At 36.9% G+C, this 21,082-nt stretch carries 19 protein-coding genes; all 19 read right to left on the reverse strand.

All coding sequences use genetic code 11. The features are described from left to right. Nucleotides 1-62 precede the first annotated feature (62 nt). Entirely contained in the window at nt 63-854 is a 792-nt protein-coding gene (locus tag MR054_RS00370; protein ID WP_242155125.1) for a transglutaminase-like domain-containing protein, read from the reverse strand. Nucleotides 855-930: 76 nt separating this feature from the next. Next, on the reverse strand, nt 931-2,052 hold the full coding sequence (locus MR054_RS00375; protein WP_242155127.1) for a glycosyltransferase: 1,122 nt from the start codon (nt 2,050-2,052) through the stop codon (nt 931-933). A gap of 1,616 nt (nt 2,053-3,668) precedes the next feature. Further along, a complete protein-coding gene (locus MR054_RS00380) occupies nt 3,669-4,784 on the reverse strand; it encodes a glycosyltransferase family 4 protein (RefSeq protein WP_242155129.1) in 1,116 nt (371 codons plus the stop codon). Beyond that, nucleotides 4,784-6,028: a glycosyltransferase family 2 protein gene (locus tag MR054_RS00385; protein ID WP_242155131.1), complete on the reverse strand. Its 1,245-nt coding sequence runs from the start codon at nt 6,026-6,028 to the stop codon at nt 4,784-4,786. Before MR054_RS00385 ends, MR054_RS00380 begins: the two co-directional genes overlap by 1 nt. Nucleotides 6,029-6,161: 133 nt before the next feature. Beyond that, nucleotides 6,162-7,235 (reverse strand): glycosyltransferase family 4 protein, encoded by a 1,074-nt coding sequence (locus MR054_RS00390; protein WP_242155133.1) that lies wholly within the window; start codon nt 7,233-7,235, stop codon nt 6,162-6,164. Between the two features lie 9 nt (nt 7,236-7,244). Then, nucleotides 7,245-7,853, reverse strand: coding sequence for a sulfotransferase family protein (locus tag MR054_RS00395; RefSeq protein WP_242155134.1), 609 nt, complete (start codon nt 7,851-7,853; stop codon nt 7,245-7,247). 277 nt (nt 7,854-8,130) lie between these two features. Beyond that, a complete protein-coding gene (locus MR054_RS00400) occupies nt 8,131-8,805 on the reverse strand; it encodes a class I SAM-dependent methyltransferase (RefSeq protein ID WP_242155135.1) in 675 nt (224 codons plus the stop codon). Nucleotides 8,806-8,835: 30 nt separating this feature from the next. Further along, the gene (locus MR054_RS00405; RefSeq protein ID WP_242155137.1) at nt 8,836-9,483 is read right to left on the reverse strand and encodes a class I SAM-dependent methyltransferase; all 648 of its coding nucleotides are present in this window, start codon (nt 9,481-9,483) and stop codon (nt 8,836-8,838) included. A 109-nt stretch (nt 9,484-9,592) separates the two neighbouring features. Further along, the gene (locus MR054_RS00410) at nt 9,593-10,798 is read right to left on the reverse strand and encodes a glycosyltransferase family 4 protein (RefSeq protein WP_242155139.1); all 1,206 of its coding nucleotides are present in this window, start codon (nt 10,796-10,798) and stop codon (nt 9,593-9,595) included. A 15-nt stretch (nt 10,799-10,813) separates the two neighbouring features. Then, nucleotides 10,814-12,007 (reverse strand): glycosyltransferase family 4 protein, encoded by a 1,194-nt coding sequence (locus MR054_RS00415; protein WP_242155143.1) that lies wholly within the window; start codon nt 12,005-12,007, stop codon nt 10,814-10,816. Next, complete coding sequence (locus tag MR054_RS00420; protein WP_242155145.1) at nt 12,004-12,906, reverse strand: hypothetical protein; 903 nt, start codon at nt 12,904-12,906, stop codon at nt 12,004-12,006. Before MR054_RS00420 ends, MR054_RS00415 begins: the two co-directional genes overlap by 4 nt. Before the next feature lie 2 nt (nt 12,907-12,908). Then, nucleotides 12,909-14,336, reverse strand: a complete 1,428-nt coding sequence (locus tag MR054_RS00425; RefSeq protein ID WP_242155147.1) for an MBOAT family O-acyltransferase — start codon at nt 14,334-14,336, stop codon at nt 12,909-12,911. A 4-nt stretch (nt 14,337-14,340) separates the two neighbouring features. Continuing rightward, the gene (locus tag MR054_RS00430; protein WP_242155149.1) at nt 14,341-15,336 is read right to left on the reverse strand and encodes a sulfotransferase family protein; all 996 of its coding nucleotides are present in this window, start codon (nt 15,334-15,336) and stop codon (nt 14,341-14,343) included. A gap of 6 nt (nt 15,337-15,342) precedes the next feature. Next, complete coding sequence (locus MR054_RS00435) at nt 15,343-16,434, reverse strand: glycosyltransferase (protein ID WP_242155151.1); 1,092 nt, start codon at nt 16,432-16,434, stop codon at nt 15,343-15,345. Continuing rightward, on the reverse strand, nt 16,427-16,957 hold the full coding sequence (locus MR054_RS00440) for an LbetaH domain-containing protein (protein WP_242155153.1): 531 nt from the start codon (nt 16,955-16,957) through the stop codon (nt 16,427-16,429). Before MR054_RS00440 ends, MR054_RS00435 begins: the two co-directional genes overlap by 8 nt. 54 nt (nt 16,958-17,011) lie before the next feature. Beyond that, nucleotides 17,012-18,004 (reverse strand): glycosyltransferase family 2 protein, encoded by a 993-nt coding sequence (locus MR054_RS00445; protein ID WP_242155155.1) that lies wholly within the window; start codon nt 18,002-18,004, stop codon nt 17,012-17,014. A 6-nt stretch (nt 18,005-18,010) separates the two neighbouring features. After that, nucleotides 18,011-18,715 carry a class I SAM-dependent methyltransferase gene (locus tag MR054_RS00450; protein ID WP_242155157.1) on the reverse strand — a complete coding sequence of 235 codons (705 nt, stop codon included), beginning with the start codon at nt 18,713-18,715 and terminating at the stop codon, nt 18,011-18,013. 11 nt (nt 18,716-18,726) lie between these two features. Next, complete coding sequence (locus MR054_RS00455; RefSeq protein ID WP_242155159.1) at nt 18,727-20,109, reverse strand: asparagine synthase-related protein; 1,383 nt, start codon at nt 20,107-20,109, stop codon at nt 18,727-18,729. Between the two features lie 83 nt (nt 20,110-20,192). Further along, nucleotides 20,193-21,074 carry a beta-1,6-N-acetylglucosaminyltransferase gene (locus MR054_RS00460; RefSeq protein WP_242155161.1) on the reverse strand — a complete coding sequence of 294 codons (882 nt, stop codon included), beginning with the start codon at nt 21,072-21,074 and terminating at the stop codon, nt 20,193-20,195. Nucleotides 21,075-21,082 lie beyond the last annotated feature (8 nt).

Consider the following 21,082-nt stretch of genomic DNA (forward strand, 5'->3'; position numbering starts at 1 on the left):
GCATTAAAAAATAAAACAATTCTAACTTTCCATAATAACTAAGTCATAATATCCGCTAAAACCTAAACTTTAAGAAATATTTTCCTGTAATCATCTATAGGAAATCGGTAATGATAACTTTTGTTTAATACATATAGTATAAAATGTACTACAAATATTGGAACATAAGGCCTTAACCGTTTCAAAAAGAGATCATAAGTCCTATTAGAATAATTACAAACCAAGAAGGGAATAGTATTATAAAAATTGCGTATAACCCTATTATGATTTGCACGCTCAATTTCACAAAAACTATCAAAGCGAATAGCTCTGTTATCTCTTAAAAATTGATAGAACTCAATTACAGATAAGGGTGTAGTACCTTCATAATAAAACATAATACAGCTGGGAACATCTAACAAAACCCACTTGTTTAATTCCGTAATAAAAACCTCATTAAAGGAGTGCCCACCAAAACTTTTATCAAAAGGCGCTCGTGTGCATCCCCACTCTCTAACAGATATGCCATTTAAAACGCAAAAATTATTAAATACTTGCACTATATCACTACAAACGCCACCCTTATTATTTAACATTTTTTTGAGTGCTAATTCTGAATGCTCACTCAGTCCAGCTCCACCTCTAATATGGGTTTTCAACCATCTACACAATGTCTTAACACACTCTAAATCTGTTTTTGGTAATGAATCTTTAAATATAAGCTCATTAATTTCATAAAAAAAAGGTGAAATATCCTCTTTAGGATTAATACTATTATAAATATAAACATCTAATTCATCAACGCTAGAATCTTTAGATAATAGACGAAATCTGCTTAGATATAAAAATGGATGGCGTCTTATGGCCCAAATCATTTTTTTAATATTCATCAAAAAAATTGTGCTTACATGGAATCCACAAGTTAAAAAAAATAAAGAACTTATTAGCCCATCAAAGAACATTCTCCGTTAATCTTCTATTATAATAGTCATAAGAAAATTTTTCAAGCAATTCCCTATCATTTTGTACTAGGTTAATATAATCCCCATTAGGTCTACTCAAAAGATCTTCTAAAGCTTTCTCTAGAGAGGCTACGCCGAGACCATCCAATAAAAACCCATTCACATTATGTTTTATATAATACCCAATAGCAGAAATATTAGAAACAATAGGTATACAGCCATAATTCAAAGCTTCAGTAATTACTTTGGGGAAACCTTCCGAAGCCGATGGTAAAATAATATAGTGGCATTGTTTATAAATTTGGTGAACATCCATTCGGGACAACAATCCATGATATATCATATTCAAGTTTATTTTGTTGGATTTTTCTTTATATTGAGATGCCAAACTTCCACCACCAACAATATGTATTGCCCCAATTTTGTTTTTGATTGTAGATGATAAATTATGCAAAGCTTCAATAATAATGCCTATTCCCTTTTCTTCCTCCAAACGTCCAACAAAACATAAGTTGACCGCATCATCACCAAGCTGCTTGTTTTTAACAATGTCATGTCCCTCTTCAATCTCTTTTAAGGTCAAGCACGGATTTTCAAAAGTCAAACAGTGCTTAGGCTGCTGTTCCCAAACACCATTAATAGTCACTTTTCTATCTTGATTTCTTAGCAACCACCGTTGAAAACGATAAGAAAGTGGACGTACTTGCCCCCAATTTCCGGCATATTTAAACCAGCCTTTCTTAGAACTAAATGCTATCAAATACGGAATAACAAAAACACCAATACCTGTAGGCGCCCTAAATTGAAAATAATCACATTGCTTTAAAACTTTTCTTATTGTGAATATAATCCCAGGGATCTGACTCAACATAAAAAACTTATCCCATAAACCATGACCTCCAACAGCAGGAATAGGAATGAATTTAATCCTATCTGATGTATAGGCTAACATATTGGTCGGTGCAGGGCCCGAATGAAGCATGGCCACATGATAAATTTCGCCGAAAACATGCAATAAATGATTGATTTCGGTAACGGTTGCTCCCAGACCAAGTACCGTACCATCAGGATTTATGTAATGTTCTGTATGGGAGATGATAGCGAGTTTCATAAGCGTCCAACAAAGTTGCCATTTTTATTTTAACTTAAAAATTATTTTCGGTGTTATGTGCATTTCACGCTGACCTGTAACACGTATTGGCAACCTGCCATTGGGAAGCATTAGAATAATCCATGTAAAGGGTGAACGCTAATTTTTGTCCTTATGAAAAAGGGCGTTTACGACCGATTGAAGCATCTGGTTGCATGGAAGTGAGATGCTTCGCTGCGTTTCACTCGGCTCTGAATGACAGTAGTGCTTAAAATCAACGGTTTGTTTGCTGGCATTCCATACTTTTTTCATTGATAAAAAAGTATGCAAAAACTCTAGACTTGCTTTTTATTCCTTGAAAATCTGGCACCAATGGCTTATCATGCGCATTGCAACCGCTTCGCTTAGGCAATGCTCCTCTGTCCTACGCAATCCATTGGCTGGATTTTGCTACGGTATAAAAACCAGGTCATTTAAGTAGTCTTCAGGATAAGTGTAAAGGATTAAGCAAGAGATTCTTCACTTCGCTACGCTCGTTATGAATGACAAAGGCATTAAACCCACTTGCTCCCCTCTTTGGGTAAAGAGGACGACCGAGCGTTAGAAATCTATCCGGTGGATAGATTTAGCGATGGGGCGAGCTGGCGGGCCGGCTAAGTAATCCGAGAAAGGGGAGTTTGATTTAAAATTATCTGGAATTATTCAAGTTTATTTTAAACCCTCCGTCTAAAGGCTCAGGCCTTTAGCCACCTCCCTTATGAACAAGGGCGAACGAGCGTTAGAAATCTATCCAGTGGATAGATTTAGCGATGGGGCGAGCTGGCGGGCAGGCCAAGTAAACCGAGAAAGGGGAGTTTGATTTAAAATTATCTGGAATTATTTAAGTTTATTTTAAACCCTCCGTCTAAATTTCAAAAACATTAAACGAGCTTGCTCCCCTCTTTTTACGGCAATCATAAAAAGAACATAGAAAAGGAATTAGAGATACCATGCCGATATTAATTTCATCACACTTCCGGAATAAAGCAAAAAGACGATCTTGTCAAGGAGCCAAATGCTCGACGAGAAGCATCATTTTGCACTGCAATTATGAGCTTGGGAAGACCTTCCAAATTCCCTGCGCAGAAATTAGAATTTTATGCGCAAGAAATGACAAACCTCTAGGCAAAGAATTTTTTTTTCTAAGCAAGAAATGAAAAAGCTCTAGGCAAAGAATTTAATTTTCTAAGCAAGAAATGATGAAGCTGTAGGCAAAGAATTTAATTTTATGCGCATCCTTCTTAAGCCCTATAAACACTGGTGTTTCCAGAGGCTATTTTGGATTATGAATGACCGACTCGGGTTCTTCGAAAAAATGGCCTTGAGAGGAACAAGGTACATTCATCTTTCTTGCTCCCCTCTTTGGGTAAAGAGGGGGATGAATCCCGCTGTTAAGCGGGAGAAAGGGGAGTTTGATTTAAATTATCCAGGTTTACATTTTTTTTTCTAAACCCTCCGTCTAAAGGCTTTAGCCTTTAGCCACCTCCCTTATGAACAAGGGAGGAACAAGGGACATTCATCTTTCTTGTTCCCCTCTTGAGATAAAGAGGGGTATGAATCCCACTGATAAGTGGGAGAAAGGGGAATTTGATCTAAAATTACCCCATACCCTCTAAAACAGCTATATACTGCCTAATAATATGACGCCATTGATGCTGCTCCGCCCATAAAAGGGCCTGTTTTTTAAATTCAGTTTTGTGATTCATAATGGTGGCTACGGCATCCGCAAGGGCATCAGCATCGGTTCCATCTATTAACAGCCCGGATAACCCATCCTGAATGGCATCCTCTACACCCGATCCCCTGGCCCCGATGGCAGGAATACCCAAAGCATTGGCTTCCAGAATGGCAATTCCAAAGCCTTCCACATCGCCGGTTGGGGACGCTGTACTTAACATGACCATGATATCCGATTGTGCAACGTGTTTGATAAGTGCGTCCTGAGACACTTCCCCATGAATATGGAGATGATCCTGAACCCCCAAACACTGGGCTAATTCCAAACAAGCGTCTTTTTCGGTGTCTATCCCCACACAATGGTAATGCACCTCGGGGAAGACTTTAACCAATCGTGGCAAATGTCCAATTACCCGGGTCTGGCCCTTACGTGGTGACAGGCGCCCTACGGTGATTAGTTTCGGACGACCTTCAAGGAGGGGGGCTGCTTCATTGGATTTGGGGGTCCATATCTGAGCATCGTAGCCATTGGGAATGACCTTTACCTGTTTTAGTTTTAAAGGATCCACCAGGTGTTTGGTATAGTTGGACACGGCCACGACCCCATCGAACCGTTTTAGGGCCCTGGCTACCGACCATTTTAAAAGCGGCGATTTAAAATTAACCTCTGTGCCATGAATTACCGCCAGACAAGGTGTTTTACCAAACACGTTACCGAACCCCACCAGCCACAGGGAAAATTTACCGGAAGCCAGGATATAATCCTGCCCTTTTTTTAATGTATTGAAATATAGAAGGCGTTTGATGTACATTATAAAACGCACCCGGGAAACTGCAATCCGTTTAACCGCAAAGGGTAATCCGGAATCAAAATCCCTTTCTATTTTACCTGAATTGCTTCTGGCATCAACCAACACCGTAACTTCAAAATTAGACTCCTTTAGGGCCCTGGCCAAATTATAAGCGTGATTACCAATGCCCCCCGGTTGGGGAGGAAACTCAGAGCTGACGATAAGGATACGTTTTGATCTTGTCATTATTCTAAAACATCAATTAAGGGGCCCTGTTTCAATTTTTTACCGGACAAGTGCCAGGACCTGTAAACCTGGTAACAGACAAAAGGTAAGAATAAAACACTTATAATGCCACCTAATATAAGCAGTGAACGGTTTTTTTTAAATTGATACGGTACTATTGATAAAGGTATGGTTCTTAACAAGGCTAAGCGAGCTGCTCCATTACCAAAATAACGTCTATAAAAATATAATACACTGGGAATAGGTCTTGGAGCGAAAAATTTAGATGGTCTGAAGGCATCCCAACTCCCCAACTCACGTAAGCCACCTGTACTTGCCTTCACATCTACGCAAGATGCAATGGGATTAGAGATACTTTTAATCCCAGATAAATAGACCCGTAAACCAAACTCACCATCTCCCATGCGTTGCTTCTCAAACTGGCGATCAAATAACCCCACGGTATTAAAAACATGTTTGTACAACATGGCATTTCCTGTTGCAAACTGAGAGGCCACAGCAAAAAAGGAACGTGCTTTGGGAATGGATTTCCCCTTGGGATAAAACACACCGGCCGATACCTCTGCTTTAAAATATTCTAGACATTTAAGATGATTGGAAATCCAATCAGGTTGTATCCTTACATCATCCTCAGATAACGCTATCAATGCACCTTTAGCTCGTTTTACAGCCGTATTTCTGGCTAACCATAGGGCCTTTGCCTCTTGTCTAATGAGTTGAATATCAAGATTAAAGGCATTGTAAAACGAAGGGTCAAAAGGGGTGGATTGATCTACTACGATAATCTCAAAATTTTTATAATCCTGTTGTTCCAGGTCCTGTAAAATAGCTTTTAGATGTTCATATCTGTTTAGAGTGGGAATAATTACACTAACCTTTGGGCAGTTTTTTAGTATATGATAATCGTAAGTTTGCCATTTCGGATGGCAAATTGGTCTGGAACCAAATTGAACTTGTTTTATTCCTCTTGTAGTGTACCAAGCGCATATTTCTTTAACAGGGTTATGAAAAGAAACTAATCTTAAAAACAACACATAAAGCACCCATGCCGGATGAAAATATTTGCGTATAAAGTGATAATTATCCCGAGTGGACAACGCTTCAAACACGGTATACGTTGGAACTTCTCCCACAAAACCACTCTGTATAGCCTGCCATGACAAATCATAAGCTTGTGCTTGTTTAGATAGATAGTGAGTATCTGGTATTAGTTGATTCAAAATCGTATCAGGCAACTTACCCATTATTGGAAAAATTGATTCCCCGTTAGTTCTATAACACTGAAAATAATGCGTAGGCTGTAAATACTTTAAAAAGTTAAACAACATATTTTATAATATAGGGATTACATGAAACACATAAATAATTCATTTCTTATTAATCTTTTAGAATAATACTTTTTATTTTAAAATAAATATTGCCCTTGTTAAAGTTATCGTTATATAATTTTTTAAAACAACTTCTATCGCTATTATCGCCTTCAAAATAAGGAATTAATTTATCTACAAGTGATTCAACAGATTCAGGATTAAAAGTAATGTCTTCTAGTATGCCTTTGTTCTCTTTAATAAACATTAAGGCACCAAATCTAGACGACACTATAACTGGAGCTCCTAAAGCCAATGCTTCAATTAACACCAACCCAAAAGCTTCATGTAAACTTGGTAAAACAATAATATCCATACTTTTATAAAAATCCACCATTTCCTCAGGAGAGAGCGTTCCTAAAAAAGAAACGTTGTCAGATAGATTCAAGTTGGACACCGCTGTATTCAAACTATTTTTATTATTGCCGCTTCCGGCAAAATATAAATGAAACTTATGGTATTGGCTTTCCTTTATTCTTGATAAAGCCTGTATTACAACATTTTGATTTTTATGAGTTGTTAATCGCCCAGGACAGCCAATCTTTAAAATGTCAGAAGAATTATAAAATTTATTACTAGCATAGTCTTTCTGTTCTTGAATGTTTGTCCAGAAAGGCACGACTTCTAGCTTTGGTTCAGGTACTTTATAAACTTTATTTAGCTGTGCCTCAGTAATAAAAGAATTAGCAATAACGGTATCTGCTAATTTTAAAAATTGTTTTTTTATAAAAATATTTTTGAATGAAGTATTCATTTGTTCATTCAAAGAATGAAACCATGTAATATTTTGTCTTACACCTAATAATTTACCAAAAAGTAACGCCGGATTAGAATAACTAAAATTGGATAGAATAACATCTGGTTTTTCTCTTTTTATAATGGTATAAACATTATAATAATTGCTAAAATAGTTCCCCTTTTGTTTTACAATTACTTTTACAGAATCTATAATGGATTCCCTTTCTGAGGCTTTCCATGAAAAACAAACCACTTCATGTCCTTCTTGAGTTAACTTTACAGAAAGTTCATGAAAGAAACTGGAGAGATAACCTTTATTATAGGTGTGAAATAAGAGTAGTTTCAAAAGTTTTTTTTAATAGTTTTTCTTAAAATTCCAGTATAGTGAACGTAAATCTCGATATAATTTATAGTTTGGCAATTTACGTTTTTTATTATGTCTTGCATGAGGAAAAGCTTCCTGGGGAATTTCATCTATATTTAAAAAACCACATAAGGTCTGGTAATTAAAATCCTTTTCCATTTCCATAACTAAAAAATTAGGTTTGTTTTTAAAAAATTTTAAAATTCGGGCATTAGTCTGCTCATAAACTTCTTTATAGCGAAACTCATAGCCTTCCGCACAAGGAACCCCATAAATCGTTTTATGTAAGGGAATTCTAATACTTGCAAAATAGGTTACCACACTTCTAATCCATGTATTCGTATTTCTAAGAGTCAATATATATTTGGCTTCCGGATAAATTTCATAAAGTTCTTTATAAAATAAAGGCCAGGGCATATCTTGTACAGCATCCCAAGAATGTAGTGTGGTTTTAATGTACGCTTTTAAGTCATCCGAATTCGTATATTTCATTAAATTTTTATCCCCTCCATAAACACGATAGCCTAAATACTGTAAGGCATGTTCTAAAGAAGTGGTTCCTGTTTTTTGAAATCCTATAACAAATACTTTTTGTTTCATTCACTAAATAATCTTTTGGTATCGTGTTTCTAATATCTCTAATAAGGAACAAGATATGATGACACAGCATGAATTAAAATTAAAATCGGATGATGATTACTATACTGACTCATTCCATTAATAGAAGTATTTTTTGAATATACTTAATTTAAAAATAAACTCTTTTAAAACAATCATGGAGATTTAAGCAAAATCTTTGTGTTTAACCTCTTCAAATTTATTCATAGCTTTAAAAAGCTTATTTCTTTAATAACTTCAACTAAGCATTTTAGCTTTCTTAAATTTTCATAAATTTCAACATAATCTGTTGCCTATCCATTTTTTTACCTGTATTATGGCCTAATCCTAATAAATTCCCCATGACTTCCACTGTCATGCCATTTTTAGCCGCTAAATCATTATAAAATTCTTGACTGCGAAAAACAATTGGAAATTCCAACCAATTTCCTTCTTTATGTTCAGCAATATTAACATTAGCATAGAAAACCCCTCCCACTGCTAATGATTTTGAGACAAATTGAAAACAGCGGTCTGCAATTTTATCTTCCAAATGAATTAAAACAGAAAAAGCAAACATTACGTTAAACTGTACGTCAAGTTTTACTTCAGAGAAATGTTTAAACGAAATTAAATTTGGATTTTTATACTCTAATTTGGCTGATTTTATCTCTTTTCTGCCTTCATCTAAAACTGCGCCCCTTACTTCCATCCCATAATAATTACCTTTATTAAGATATTGAATCATTGGAATACCTCCTCTAAGCGTTCCGCATCCAATATCCATTAACTTATCTGTTTTTTGTAGACCTTGATCTAAAAGAAATTGAAATTGAAAATCACGAGCATATTTCCAAACCTTAGGATTACCTACAAGCCCATGTCTCCTTTCTTGTGTGGTTTTTGTAAGATTACCTATATAACACCTAACCTTTGAAATTATTTTTTTTAACATATCATGTGGTATTTAATAGTTCCACTTTATTTACTTATAACCAATAGCCACTAAATGCGCGGTTTCTTGCGAGGTGTTTTCTATACCTTTAGATTGAAACCTATTTACAATATTAGCATAAATAGATTTTAGGGTTTGCAATGGTCTTTTTAAGCTATAGCTTTTTAAACCTTGTACACGATATGGTCCGGTTTTCACGGCATAATGCACATCAACGGTATCAAAATACGTTTCTAAAAGTGTTTGCAACTGTATTTTAGTATAATGCCGAATATGGTCCGGATTTTTATCGGGACCTTCATTTTTGATATAATCGCCATTTGGTGTTGTAAAATAGGCCCACCCCCCTGGTTTGATCACCTTATAGATATTCCGGACAAAACGTGCATCGGCCTCCACATGTTCTATAACTTCAACAGAAACCACCCCATCATATTGATTATCATTAAGTGTAGATTTGGTCATATCCTGGATGATGAATCCAGAAATATTAGACCGTTTTTTCTGTATTTGCTTCAAATTAGTTTCTGTAAACCCTAACCCCAACTGCGCTTTCACCCCGGGCTCCTGAGGTACGTCCAATAGTGTAACCCGCGCCGGTATCCCAATGGTATAGGGCGTCGTTCTGCCACCAACATCCAATATATGGACTAGGTCCTTCCCTTGCTTAGTTTTCATTACCAAGGTCTTAATATCTTTATGTACCGTTTGTAAGTGAACGGGCATTAAGGGAAATGTAACCTGCCGGAACCATTCATAAATTGTCATAGAGATCGCTATGTTTTTTTTATCCATTAACTCTTAATTCACTGTAAAAATCATAAAAGTCCCGTTCTTGATGTTCTAACCTAAACTTGGTTTGTACTCTATTCACGGCTTGATTTCTTATACCTTCCTTTTTCGAATCCGGCAAAGCAAGTATGTCTTGAATTTGATCTGCCAGTGCTTGGGGTTGTCTTTTGGGTACCACCCAACCCGTTTTATTGTGCAGGACATTTTCAGGAAGCCCTTCGGCATCACTCACTACACATAGATTGCCCATGGCTTGAGCTTCCAAAACAGCATTACAGAAACCTTCTTGAATACTGTATTGTAAATAAATGTCAGATTGTGCCATATAAGCTCTAACCTCTTTAGGCGTTAATTTACCCAAAAATGTAACACTATCTTTAAGTCCTAACTGATGTGCCGCAAAAACCAAGCGCTCATATTGATCCCCCGTTCCGATGATAAAATAATGGAACACAAGGCCCTTATTTTTTAATAATGCTAAGGCCTCCAAGGTATACTCCAATCCCTTTTTCCAATGTAAGCGCGCAACGGTTAAAAAATTAAGCCCTGGTAAAGCATCTTCTCCATGAGTCTTATTAAAAAAATTCACATCAATGGCTGGCGGGATTACCCAAACCATTGTCTTAGAGATTCCATAGGCTGTCAAGGTCTCTTGCATCGACAAGGACAACACATGATACTTAACCGGCTTGGTAAAGAGTCGGCTATAGCAACCCGGGTGCTTTAAAGGTGATAAATAGAGATCGGAACCTCTAAAACTAACCGCCATTTTAGCACCAATGGCTTTGGCCACATTTTCTCGATCTATGGCTAACATTCCAAAACCAAAATGCAACCAATCCAATGATTCCGAGAATACATACTGATGACGAATAATATGTTTAACACAGTTCTTAACGGATATACCGTCCTTTCGCTCAAGCCAGAAATAGTTATAATTTTTTTTGGGTTGAATAAATAGAGCTTTCACTATAAGCCATAAACTTGTAATAACAGTTTTTAATACCCCTTTACTAAAATCAGGAGCTGAAATGACCTTACAGCCTAAATTATCTTCATCTCGTTTAAAATCATTTACAAATAGAACAACCTCAATACCATTGGCTTGCAAACCGTGTATCTTATTCCTGAAAAAAGTCTCAGAATACCCAGGTACGGCAATCAAAACCAATCCTATTTTTATTCTTTTTGTCCTTTTCATATACATTCCTAATTCTTAACCATGATGCCCTTTGCCATTATTATGCAGTACATCACCATATAAGGCCTGCATACCCTTAACCATCTGTTCCAATTGGTGTTGTTCTGTAACCGTATTATACGCCTTATTACTAATCTGTTTCTTGCTTTCATTAGACAATGCCCTAATTTCAATAAGCTTATCTGCTATGGCCTTAGGGTTTCTTATAGGCACTAAAAAACCGTTAACACCATCGTTAATAACTTCCCCCATGCCCCCACAATCCGTACTTAGCACCAAAGTTCTCAAACTCATGGCTTCCAGGACCACATTAGCGATTCCTTCTTTTAAACTGGGCAACAATAGCACAGAGGCCTTACGAATTAACAACTGTACACGGTCAAAAGGGGTATGCTTCAAAAGCACCACCTCATCTTCAAGGCCTAGATCTTTAATCTGATACAACAGCTCAATATCATGCGCAGCACCAATAATGGTATACTTGAATGGTATTCCAGCATGTTTAAGCTGTTTACAGGCATCCAACGCATAATGATAGCCCTTTATCCAATGTGAACGTCCTACCGAAACCATCTCAAAAACCGAAGAACCATCTAGCTTCTCAGCTTCTAAAGCCTCCAAATTCAGGCCGCTGTAAACCACAGCGATCCGTGCCTTAAGTGCACCATAACCTTCAGCCTCTTGAGCTATAGCTTTAGAAACGGCATGAAACCCATCAACTTTGGGGAAATGGGCACGATACATCGCAGCCAGTTTATCATTGGCAATCGGTGAATAATTAATGTGAGCCCCTCGTAAACTAAGCACCAACTTCATACCGAAACTCTGCACCCACATCCAGTTATTCAAATCCTTGGCCCATTGCACATGGAATACCTCCGGGCGATGCCACAATACCGGATAGGCTTTTACTTTAGCCCGAGTCAAATGGGTAGCTGTTTCCTTTAAGAACTTATCCAATTGGCGCTTATCCTTATACCTAAATAGAATAAGCAATAATGTGTATTGCAACAAGTGAAGCCCCTTCCCTATTTTTGTATTTCTATAACCTACAACCTTAACCGTTTTGGGATACGCAACGGGAGCTTTTAAAAATCCAAATCGGTATACCCTTTGTCCGCTAAGGGCCAATCCCAACACCAAACGCTCTATAAACGTAGTACCCGGAATATCCCCGGAATAGATCGCTACTGCAGGTTTGGATGTCATGGCAGTCCTTTTATTAATAATTTTAAATCTTCAGCAAACTTCAGACTTACCTGTTTATTACCTGCAAGATTAACATGAATGGGATCATAAAAAAAATAGGCATCATCAAGAATTGCACTATGATTGATCACTTTATAATTATCATTTAAAAAAACGACATTTTTGCCTTTCATCGGTGGTATATAAACGACCAATGTTATATTATTTTCTTTACACAACATGTTTAAACGCTCTAAATAAGGATTTTGTAAATTTATGGGTAACGTCGTAAAGGTTAACTTTTCGTGTCCTTTTAAATTTTCAAGAGGATACTGATAATTTCCTGCTCCATCAAACCTGTTCTTCATGTTAGGTCTAAATGCACTCAAAATAGATGGATAAAATAATTCCAAATTATAATAAAAAACACCTGCAAAAGAAAAATACTTGGACCATAAAATAATGTTAGCGTCACCCTCCTTAAATTCATTAAAATAAGATGAGACATAGTTCCTTCTAATATAGGGTAAAAACCGATAATTATTAACACTTAAACCAGGATGCTTGGTATTTAAATCTGCAACACTTGCAGAAAGAACGCAATATTTTGTGGACTTACCTTGAGCTAAAAAATGTTCAAGCATTAAACATTGGGTACCTATTCCAGTATCATCCATACTTAAATTCACGCCCTCCAAATCTGAAGCATTATCAATAACCTTCGTGTTAAGGGTGGTCAACCCAATACTAGAGCCTAACACAATATAATCATAAGCCTTTTGTTTCAAAGCATTTGCCACAAAAGAAGGCTTGTAAAATGAGGAATGTCGCAAAAAAAACAAACTTCCTTCAGATAGCAGAGTGGCACATCCCATAAGCAGAATAAGAAACCAACCAATATGTTTTAAAAAGGCTCTCATAGTTAAAACTGAAAATATATAAAGGTTTCCGGATTTTTAAAAATCCCCATAAACAAAATCATCAACCCTATGAAAAAAGCCGTCTTGGAGGATAGAACAACTTCTTTTTCATTTTTCTGAACCGCTAAAAATTCAAACATCAATAAAACGATACTACTAAACAAGACGATCAAACTAAATAGGATGATCTTCGGTGTTTTAACAAAGAAGGTCAATGCCATTCCTGAAAAATTAAAAATTTGCATGACGTATTCAAAAGCCAACTCTATGTTATCTGCTCTAAAAAAAACCCAGGCCAAAGTAACCAAACAAAAAGTAAAGCTGATTTTAAAAATCTGATTCACAGAAAACCGCGTTGAAATTATATGTTTACGATTTTTTTTTACAATAAAAAGTGGCAGAATAAACAAGGCATGAAGGCCACCCCAAAGTGCAAAAGTCCAATTAGCGCCATGCCAAAATCCACTTACCAAAAATACAACGAGTACATTTCTTATCTTTTGTTTAAATGTTCCTCTAGATCCTCCCATAGGAATATAAAGGTAATCCCGAAACCATGTGGACAGAGAGATATGCCAACGACGCCAAAACTCTGCTACATCTCTGGAAAAATATGGAAATTTAAAATTCGTCATCAATCGAAAACCAAACAAACGTCCTGTCCCAATGGCAATATCAGAATAGCCTGAAAAATCGCCGTAAATTTGAAAGCCAAATAAAATAGCTCCAAAAAAAAGAGTCATGGAGTTATGATTTTCAGGATGGTCAAAAATTTGGTTGACAAAAAAAGCACAGTTATCTGCGACAACCATCTTTTTAAATAGACCCCAAATAATCAAATTAAATCCTCGAAGAGCAAAAACGGTATCAAACTTTCGTTTTACCCTGAATTGTGGCAAAAATTGATTAGCGCGCTCTATGGGACCGGCTACCAATTGCGGAAAAAAGGACACATAAGCAGCAAACTGCATTAAATCTTTGGTGGCACCTACCTTTTTTCTATAAACATCTATGGTATAGCTCAGGGTTTGGAACGTGTAAAAACTGATCCCCACTGGCAAAATAATGTTAAGTGTAGACCGCTCCATCGAAATGCCAAACAGGAGCCATGCTTCTGCCCAGGTATCTACAAAAAAGTTGTAATATTTAAAAAACCCCAGCAGTCCAAGATTACAAACCAAACTAATGCCCAGCAAAAGTTTTCTTTTTGTTGTTTTAGTTATTGCTTCCATTTGTTTTCCCACAACATAATCCACTACTGTGCTGAAAGCAATCAAAATCAAAAACCTATAATCCCACCATCCGTAAAACACATAACTGGCTACAACGATTAAAAGATTTTGCCATTTTAGAGAGTTGTTGAAAACAAACCAATACAATAAAAAAACGAGCGGTAAAAATAGGGCAAAGGCTAAGGAATTAAACAACATAAAATCAAGCTTTAAACCATTTATCCATAACAGGCGCTCCTACAATCTCGTCTATACCTTGTAATGCCTTTTTAAAGTAGGCATCCAACAAGATTTCCGTTTTTGGGTTTACCACAAAATTGTTGTAATCGCCTAACGGATTTATAATGCCATGTAATTTATTAAGCACTTTATAGCTTAATGGCATATCCCTAACAAAAGTGGCCGCTTTAGGTAACATTTTGGCGTACCTTACATCGCGTTTATGCTTTAAGAACCTATTGCGTAATAACTGTAACCTAAAATACTTCGGAGTCTTTGTTTTATTGATATGCAAATCAAAATTGGAGGCATCAAAGGCTTTAAAATCTAAGTTTAAAAAAGTAGAAATAGCCTTAATAACCTCAGCCTTGTTTCTTAAAAAATCTTCAAACAACACGACTTTTATCTGTTCAGAAGGCAAATGCTTATAGTACACATCCAACTGCTCCTTATACAAACTTCGCTTTAAAATACTGTGAGGGTCATACTTTAAGGTATCCTCTAAACTGTATAAAGCCCTTCCAGATTTTACCGCATGTAAATAATTGGACAGTGCCCGTTTGGTTGGATGGCGCAAGATAAAAATAACCTTGATGGCTTTTTTTTGCATGGCCAAACGCTCTGCTACTCTGGGAGAGGCCAAATAGGTAGTTGAATCTTCCCCAACAAGCATATGGTCCGTTCTTTTAGGAAACTGGGAATAGTACCAATCCCACAGCACCTGCATTTCGGGAACCAACAATGTTGACTTCCATAGCTTTGCTTTGCGATCATAAAAATGATAATCGGGATGCTGCAACCATTCATCCATATCCAAAAAGCCCAATTCCTCATGGGCCATCGCCACCTGTGGATGACTATTAAGTATGTTATGTAAAGTACTCGTTCCGGATTTCATAGCTCCACCAATAATAAAATCGGGGAGTTTTTCCGGGGTTTGCGATTGCCACAATAATGGGTTGGTTGGTTGGTTTTCCATGCAATATCAGGCTAATAGTTCTGTATACACTTGTTCATGGGCGGCCACAAAGGTTTCTAACGAAAAATGCGTTTTACAATAATCCCTTAAGGCTTTCCCAAGCACTTCACGTTCGGTTAAGCTCATTTGGGTAAAGGTAAACAATTTGTCTGCAAGTAACCGGGGGTTGTTAGGCTCAAAAAGCAGCCTATCAAAGTCTTTCAGCACAAATTTAACACCGGTAATATTCGAACCCAAAACAGGTATACCCATACTCATCGCCTCCACCAAGGCCATAGGCATTCCTTCTTTACGGCCTTCATCTAGGGTTGGGATCACAAAAACATCGGCCTGTTCTAAATAAGGCCTTACATCCAATTGGGTTCCCACAAAATCAATTTGCTTCTCCAGACCCAGGTCTCGCACCAATTGTTGCATGGCTTTCCCATAGGCATTATCACACTTCCCAACAACCTGCAATATAAAATCCTGTTCTGGTAAGAGATTCAGCGCCTGCACCAAAGTTTCCAATCCTTTTACGGGTACTAAATTAGCGACCATCACAATGTTCAATACAGCACCAGGTGGCCTCTTGCTTCCATCTGTTAAAGGTTGATAAAAAGTGGTGTCCAAACCTAAAGGGATCAGCCTTTGATTTTTTTTCTTAGGGAAATAATCGCGCATCTCATCATTAATGGTAATGATAAAATCTGCCAAATAGCTTTTCAATTTCCAATGCCTGGCCTTATAACCCATAGCTTTTTTGGTATACATCCATTTTACACCAGCCAATTTTGCAGCCAAGGCTTCTGTCCAGTCACTGCTCCATTGCCAGGAATGCACCAAATCATATTGGTGTTTTCTATAAAACCTAGAGATTTTAAGAATCCTGAACAACAATGTAGAATAGGGTCTGTAAGGTGTCTTTGTTGAAAAAACATGAATAGGAACACCCAATTGCTCCACGGTTTTAAAGAATTTGCCTTGATCATGACCACAAGCGATTTCTATATCGAACCGCCTTTTGTTTAACCCTTTTATTAAGTCGTAAATCACCTTACCACTACCGGCAGTACTAAAATTGGATATGGTGAATAAAATCTTGATGCGCTTATCCATTAGGCAATGTTTTCAAAACCACAGCTGGGTTACCTGCAACAATACAGTGGGAAGGCATATCTTTCACCACTACCGAACCAGCACCTATTTCCACATGATCGCCTATAGTAATAGCTCCAATAATAGCTACTTGTGCCCCTACGGTCACATGATTCCCTATAGTTGGCAATTGGGTATTATCATTGTTCTTGTTTCCTATAGTTAATCCATTTCTAAACTGAAAGTTTTTACCAATGGATTTTGCGTTAATAACTGTAGCATATGGATGATAACACATCAGCCCACCTTCAATTTTAGTACTTTTAAAAATCTTGCAATGAAAATCCTTAGCGAAACAACCATAATACCAGGGTCGCTTTCTAATACGCCAGAAAAAAATCATGGCGTATTCAGGATAATATAACATTAAATGAAAAAAGTGTTTTCGTAAAGTAGGCGGAGTAACCACACATCCCCTTGTACCAATAGTTGTTGCTATATCCTCCTGTATTAGTTTATGAGATACAACATAGCGTTTAAACATCCTATTTAACAAAAGTTTCCTAATTATATGCTTAACTAAATGTATCATAACATGTTATAAATAACTGAGTTTACGCGCCACATAAGGTTTGGCTATCCAATATACGTAAACCTTTAATAATATTTTGATAGGCAATAGCACCAACAACCACAAATATAGAGTAATATAAAACGGAAGTCTTATAGGAACTATATCCTGATGTATCTGTTTTACTAAACTCACTCGCTTACGCATTCCTTTAGTATCAAAAATAAGCTTCCCCATAGTACTAAAAATACCATGAAATAAAATACGCTTATAAGCTAAGGGAGGTTCATACTTCACATAAAAAGGCAAATGCTCCAACACAAGGCGTTTCCATGTGTGAAAAATCATTGATTCTTGCTTTTTTGCCTTTTGGGTAGTCGATAAATTATGTTTCCGATACAAATAAACATAAGCATCATACGCTGCAACCTTACACAACATTCCCAATTTTATATCAAAAGCGGTGTCTTCTCCCAACCTTAAAGCCTCATTATAGAAGCCAATTTTTTTAAAAACAGCTTTCCTATATAAAAACGCAGGTGGCCCAACAACAGTTCTCAAATCGCCAAACCATCTTATCCCTAAATCAGGTGGATTTTTAACAGTCACATCCAAAGTTTCATCAGTAGGTTTTTCTGTACTTTCAATACCATTATAAGACTTAACCATTTTGCCAAAAACCGCATCAACTTCCGGAGTAGTATCTAAAATTTCAATCATACGTTTTAAAGTACCTGGGTAAATCTCGTCATCCACATCAAACAAATACACATAGGTTCCATTCGCTTTAGATATTCCCAAATTTCTTGATGCCCCTGCTCCTTGCTTTCTTTGATGATAAAGCCATACCCTACTATCTTTAATACATATCTGTTCTATTAATTTTACTGAATCATCTACCGAATTATTATCAATGTAAATAATCTCAAAATCATCCAGCTCCTGCGCTCTTACAAAACGATAGGATTGATCAATAAACTTGCTATTATTGTAAACAGGTATAATTATAGATAACTTCATACAAATTTAAATTTCTACCACCCCCAATCCGTATTTATGTTGCGATGCGCTTGTTATAAATTCCTTATAAGGAAATATCACTTTTAATTCTTCCCATAACCTGTCCACATAACAATCCATTTGATGATGATAGTCTGAAGCTATAATATCATGAAAACCTACATACCCTCCTTTTCTAACCAATGGGCTGTACATTTCAAAATCTTGTCTAACACCCTCGTACCTATGGTCTCCATCAATAAACAAAAAGTCTATAGCAGCTCCATTTAACAGATGCTTTAAACGCTCTAGGGTATCTTGTGCATGTGAATCGGCTTGAATGAGAGACACTTTACTTGAAGGTAAATCTGATAAAAACGTTTCAAAAAAACGGGCTTTCTGTTTGGGATATCCCCCTCCGTGAATACCCCCTGGTAAGTCAATAGAAATTAAATGCATTGGCTTAAAATAACGAGCCCACACATAAAAACTTCCACCTCTCTTCGTACCAATCTCAACTACAACCTTGGGACGTATTTGCGAAACATATTTAGTAAAAGCCTTAAATTCTTCAGGATATTGGTGCATGGCAATTCTTTCATAATACCCTTTGCCCTTATAGTCTTTTGTAAACTGGTAGATGGCATCCATATCTTTTAATGCAAAAGACTTCCTTAAACAATAAATGGAGTACTTTAATTTTAAATAATTTAAAAATTCGGCCCGTTTCATCTAAGTCCTGTTTACAGATTGGTTAACCTCTTATTAAATACAGATAAGGTAAGCAACATGCTAATTGGATGGGAAAACTCCACATAATCGTCTTTTGTAAATTTAGCATAAATAGCATCTATAATAGATTTAGGTATAAACTCATAAAATGACGGGTCAAAAAGATACTGCCTGAGTTTTACATCATTGTCCGCCCCTAAAAACTGTAATTCAAAATTTCGTTGCACATAAGGTTGTCCAAACCACCCCATCAATAGGCGTTTAGATTTATTTAAAGCCCTATACGGTAAATTATATGGCATTTTATTATATTGGAAATTACTAAGGTTAAAAGGCCTTTGAGCTTGCCAGGTAATCTTAGCCAGAGCTTTGTCCTGTTGTAAATGAGCGATCTGTAAACGGCGATCTGCCAAATAGGCTTCGGGTACCCTACAAATAAAATCAATCATCCTATCATCATAATAAGGCAATCGAATTGGATGTGCTGCGGCAAAAACGGACAGATTGGTGGTGGTCCAGCGGTGCGCCCATTGACTGGTCTTAAATGCCCGGGCCTTCGCACTTGTATTTTTAATAGCAATTTTGGCCAAAGCGGTTTCTATACGCCCTACAAGATAATCCTTAAACCGTCCTTCCAGTTCCCAAACCTCCCAAAGTTTTTCAGCCAGGACCATTCCACCGGGCTTAACCATTTTTTTTATAAACAAAGGTACCAGATCACGGTCCATAGTGCCTTCCGGTACACCACGGTCAAATAACACGTCGCCCCAATGCCCTAGGCAAAATACGCCTTGCATTAGTTTCAATTGGGGCAAAACAGCCATTTGTCTGGGGTGGGTAAACTCCGAATAACAACCATTAATCTGTGCCAAATCCGCTATACAATCCCACAAATACCCTTTACCTATCCTAAAGGCATCAAATTGAAAGCCACATCCCTGAGCTATTCGCCTAGCTATTTTGGTTTCAGGATATCCGCCTTCAAACTCATAACTAAAGGCCTGTACAGGATTATCCAACAGTTGCAAGACCGCGGCCAAGCTCCTACTGTCCAAACCTCCCGACAAGGGTAAAATAACCTGGTCATTTCCCACTTGCTCCTTTACTATTTGGGTTAACAAGGCCATATATTCCTCTAAAACCACCTCAAAAGGTCTACGTTCCGGTTCATGGTACCAATTAAAATTGGACGTACTGGAAATAAGGTGACCTAAAGCATCAACTTCATGGGTATGGGCAGGCAACAAACAAACACGGTCCTTCCAAAACGTATCATCGTCCATAAAAAATCCCGTAGCAACATATGTACAAATGGCTTCCAAAAACAGCTCATTTGGAGCTTGCGATTTGGCATAAATATGATTGGTAGGCAATATGGATAGATGAATAGACATAAATTCGTTTCGAATATAAGGATTTAATCGAGGTCTTAAACGATCCCTTAAAATTAAAATCAATTAAAATCCACCCTTTGACATCACCAAAGTCTGTTTTTAATCTTTAAAATCAAATCGCTGGATTCATCATCAAATTTTCTGGCAAATAAACAGGAGCTTTGTGCCAATTTATCATAGTCACGCATATCCAGCACGACTGGGGTACTTCCCCTGTCTTTACTCCAATCGATATAACGTAAATTAGTGTTCACCATGTTATTTTTTAACGGTGAGTTACATAATAGTGTTTGGAAATATATTTCTTCGGCACAAAAACTATAGTTAAACCGCTTTAGATACCTTGGGTTTTGCAATGTGTAATTAACCACATAGGATAGTGACTCTTTAGTTAATGACCAGTAAGTTGACCCACCATACATTGCAGGAAATGATTTCGAAAAAGAACGCTCTAATCCCATCTTTTTTTGCAGCCTAACTAATTTTCTAATAAACCGCTTATGCCTTTTGCTATCTAAAACATCATAAAAATGGTAATACTTTAGACGATCCACACCCCCTCCATAATGCCAATTAGGATTAGGTAAAGGAACATACTTTATATAATCCTTTTTTTTGCCTTCCGGCTGATTGCTAAAAAATGATAAAAATTTAGTTTTCGAAACAATAGGAAAATCTTGTCCGGTAATAAGATGAAAATAGGATGAAGATTCTGTTAATAAGGCTTCTTGAGCCAATAAAAGATAGGCTTTTAAGTGATTGACACCGCCCCAATTAACCCGATACTTTTGAACCAGCATTTGCACTTGCGCTTTATTTTTTATACGCTCCAATACGGTCTCATCATAACGCCCCTTCTTATCGAGATGTATATAAATGCGAAAAGAACTCTCTTCAAAAAAATCTACCAACTGCTCCAGTTGCGATAAGTTCTTATAAGCAGTGATCAAAATGGTATGTATCATTCTAAAAT

It is taken from the genome of Aestuariivivens sediminis, from assembly GCF_022662105.1.
Classification (GTDB): Bacteria; Bacteroidota; Bacteroidia; order Flavobacteriales; family Flavobacteriaceae; genus Aestuariivivens; species Aestuariivivens sediminis.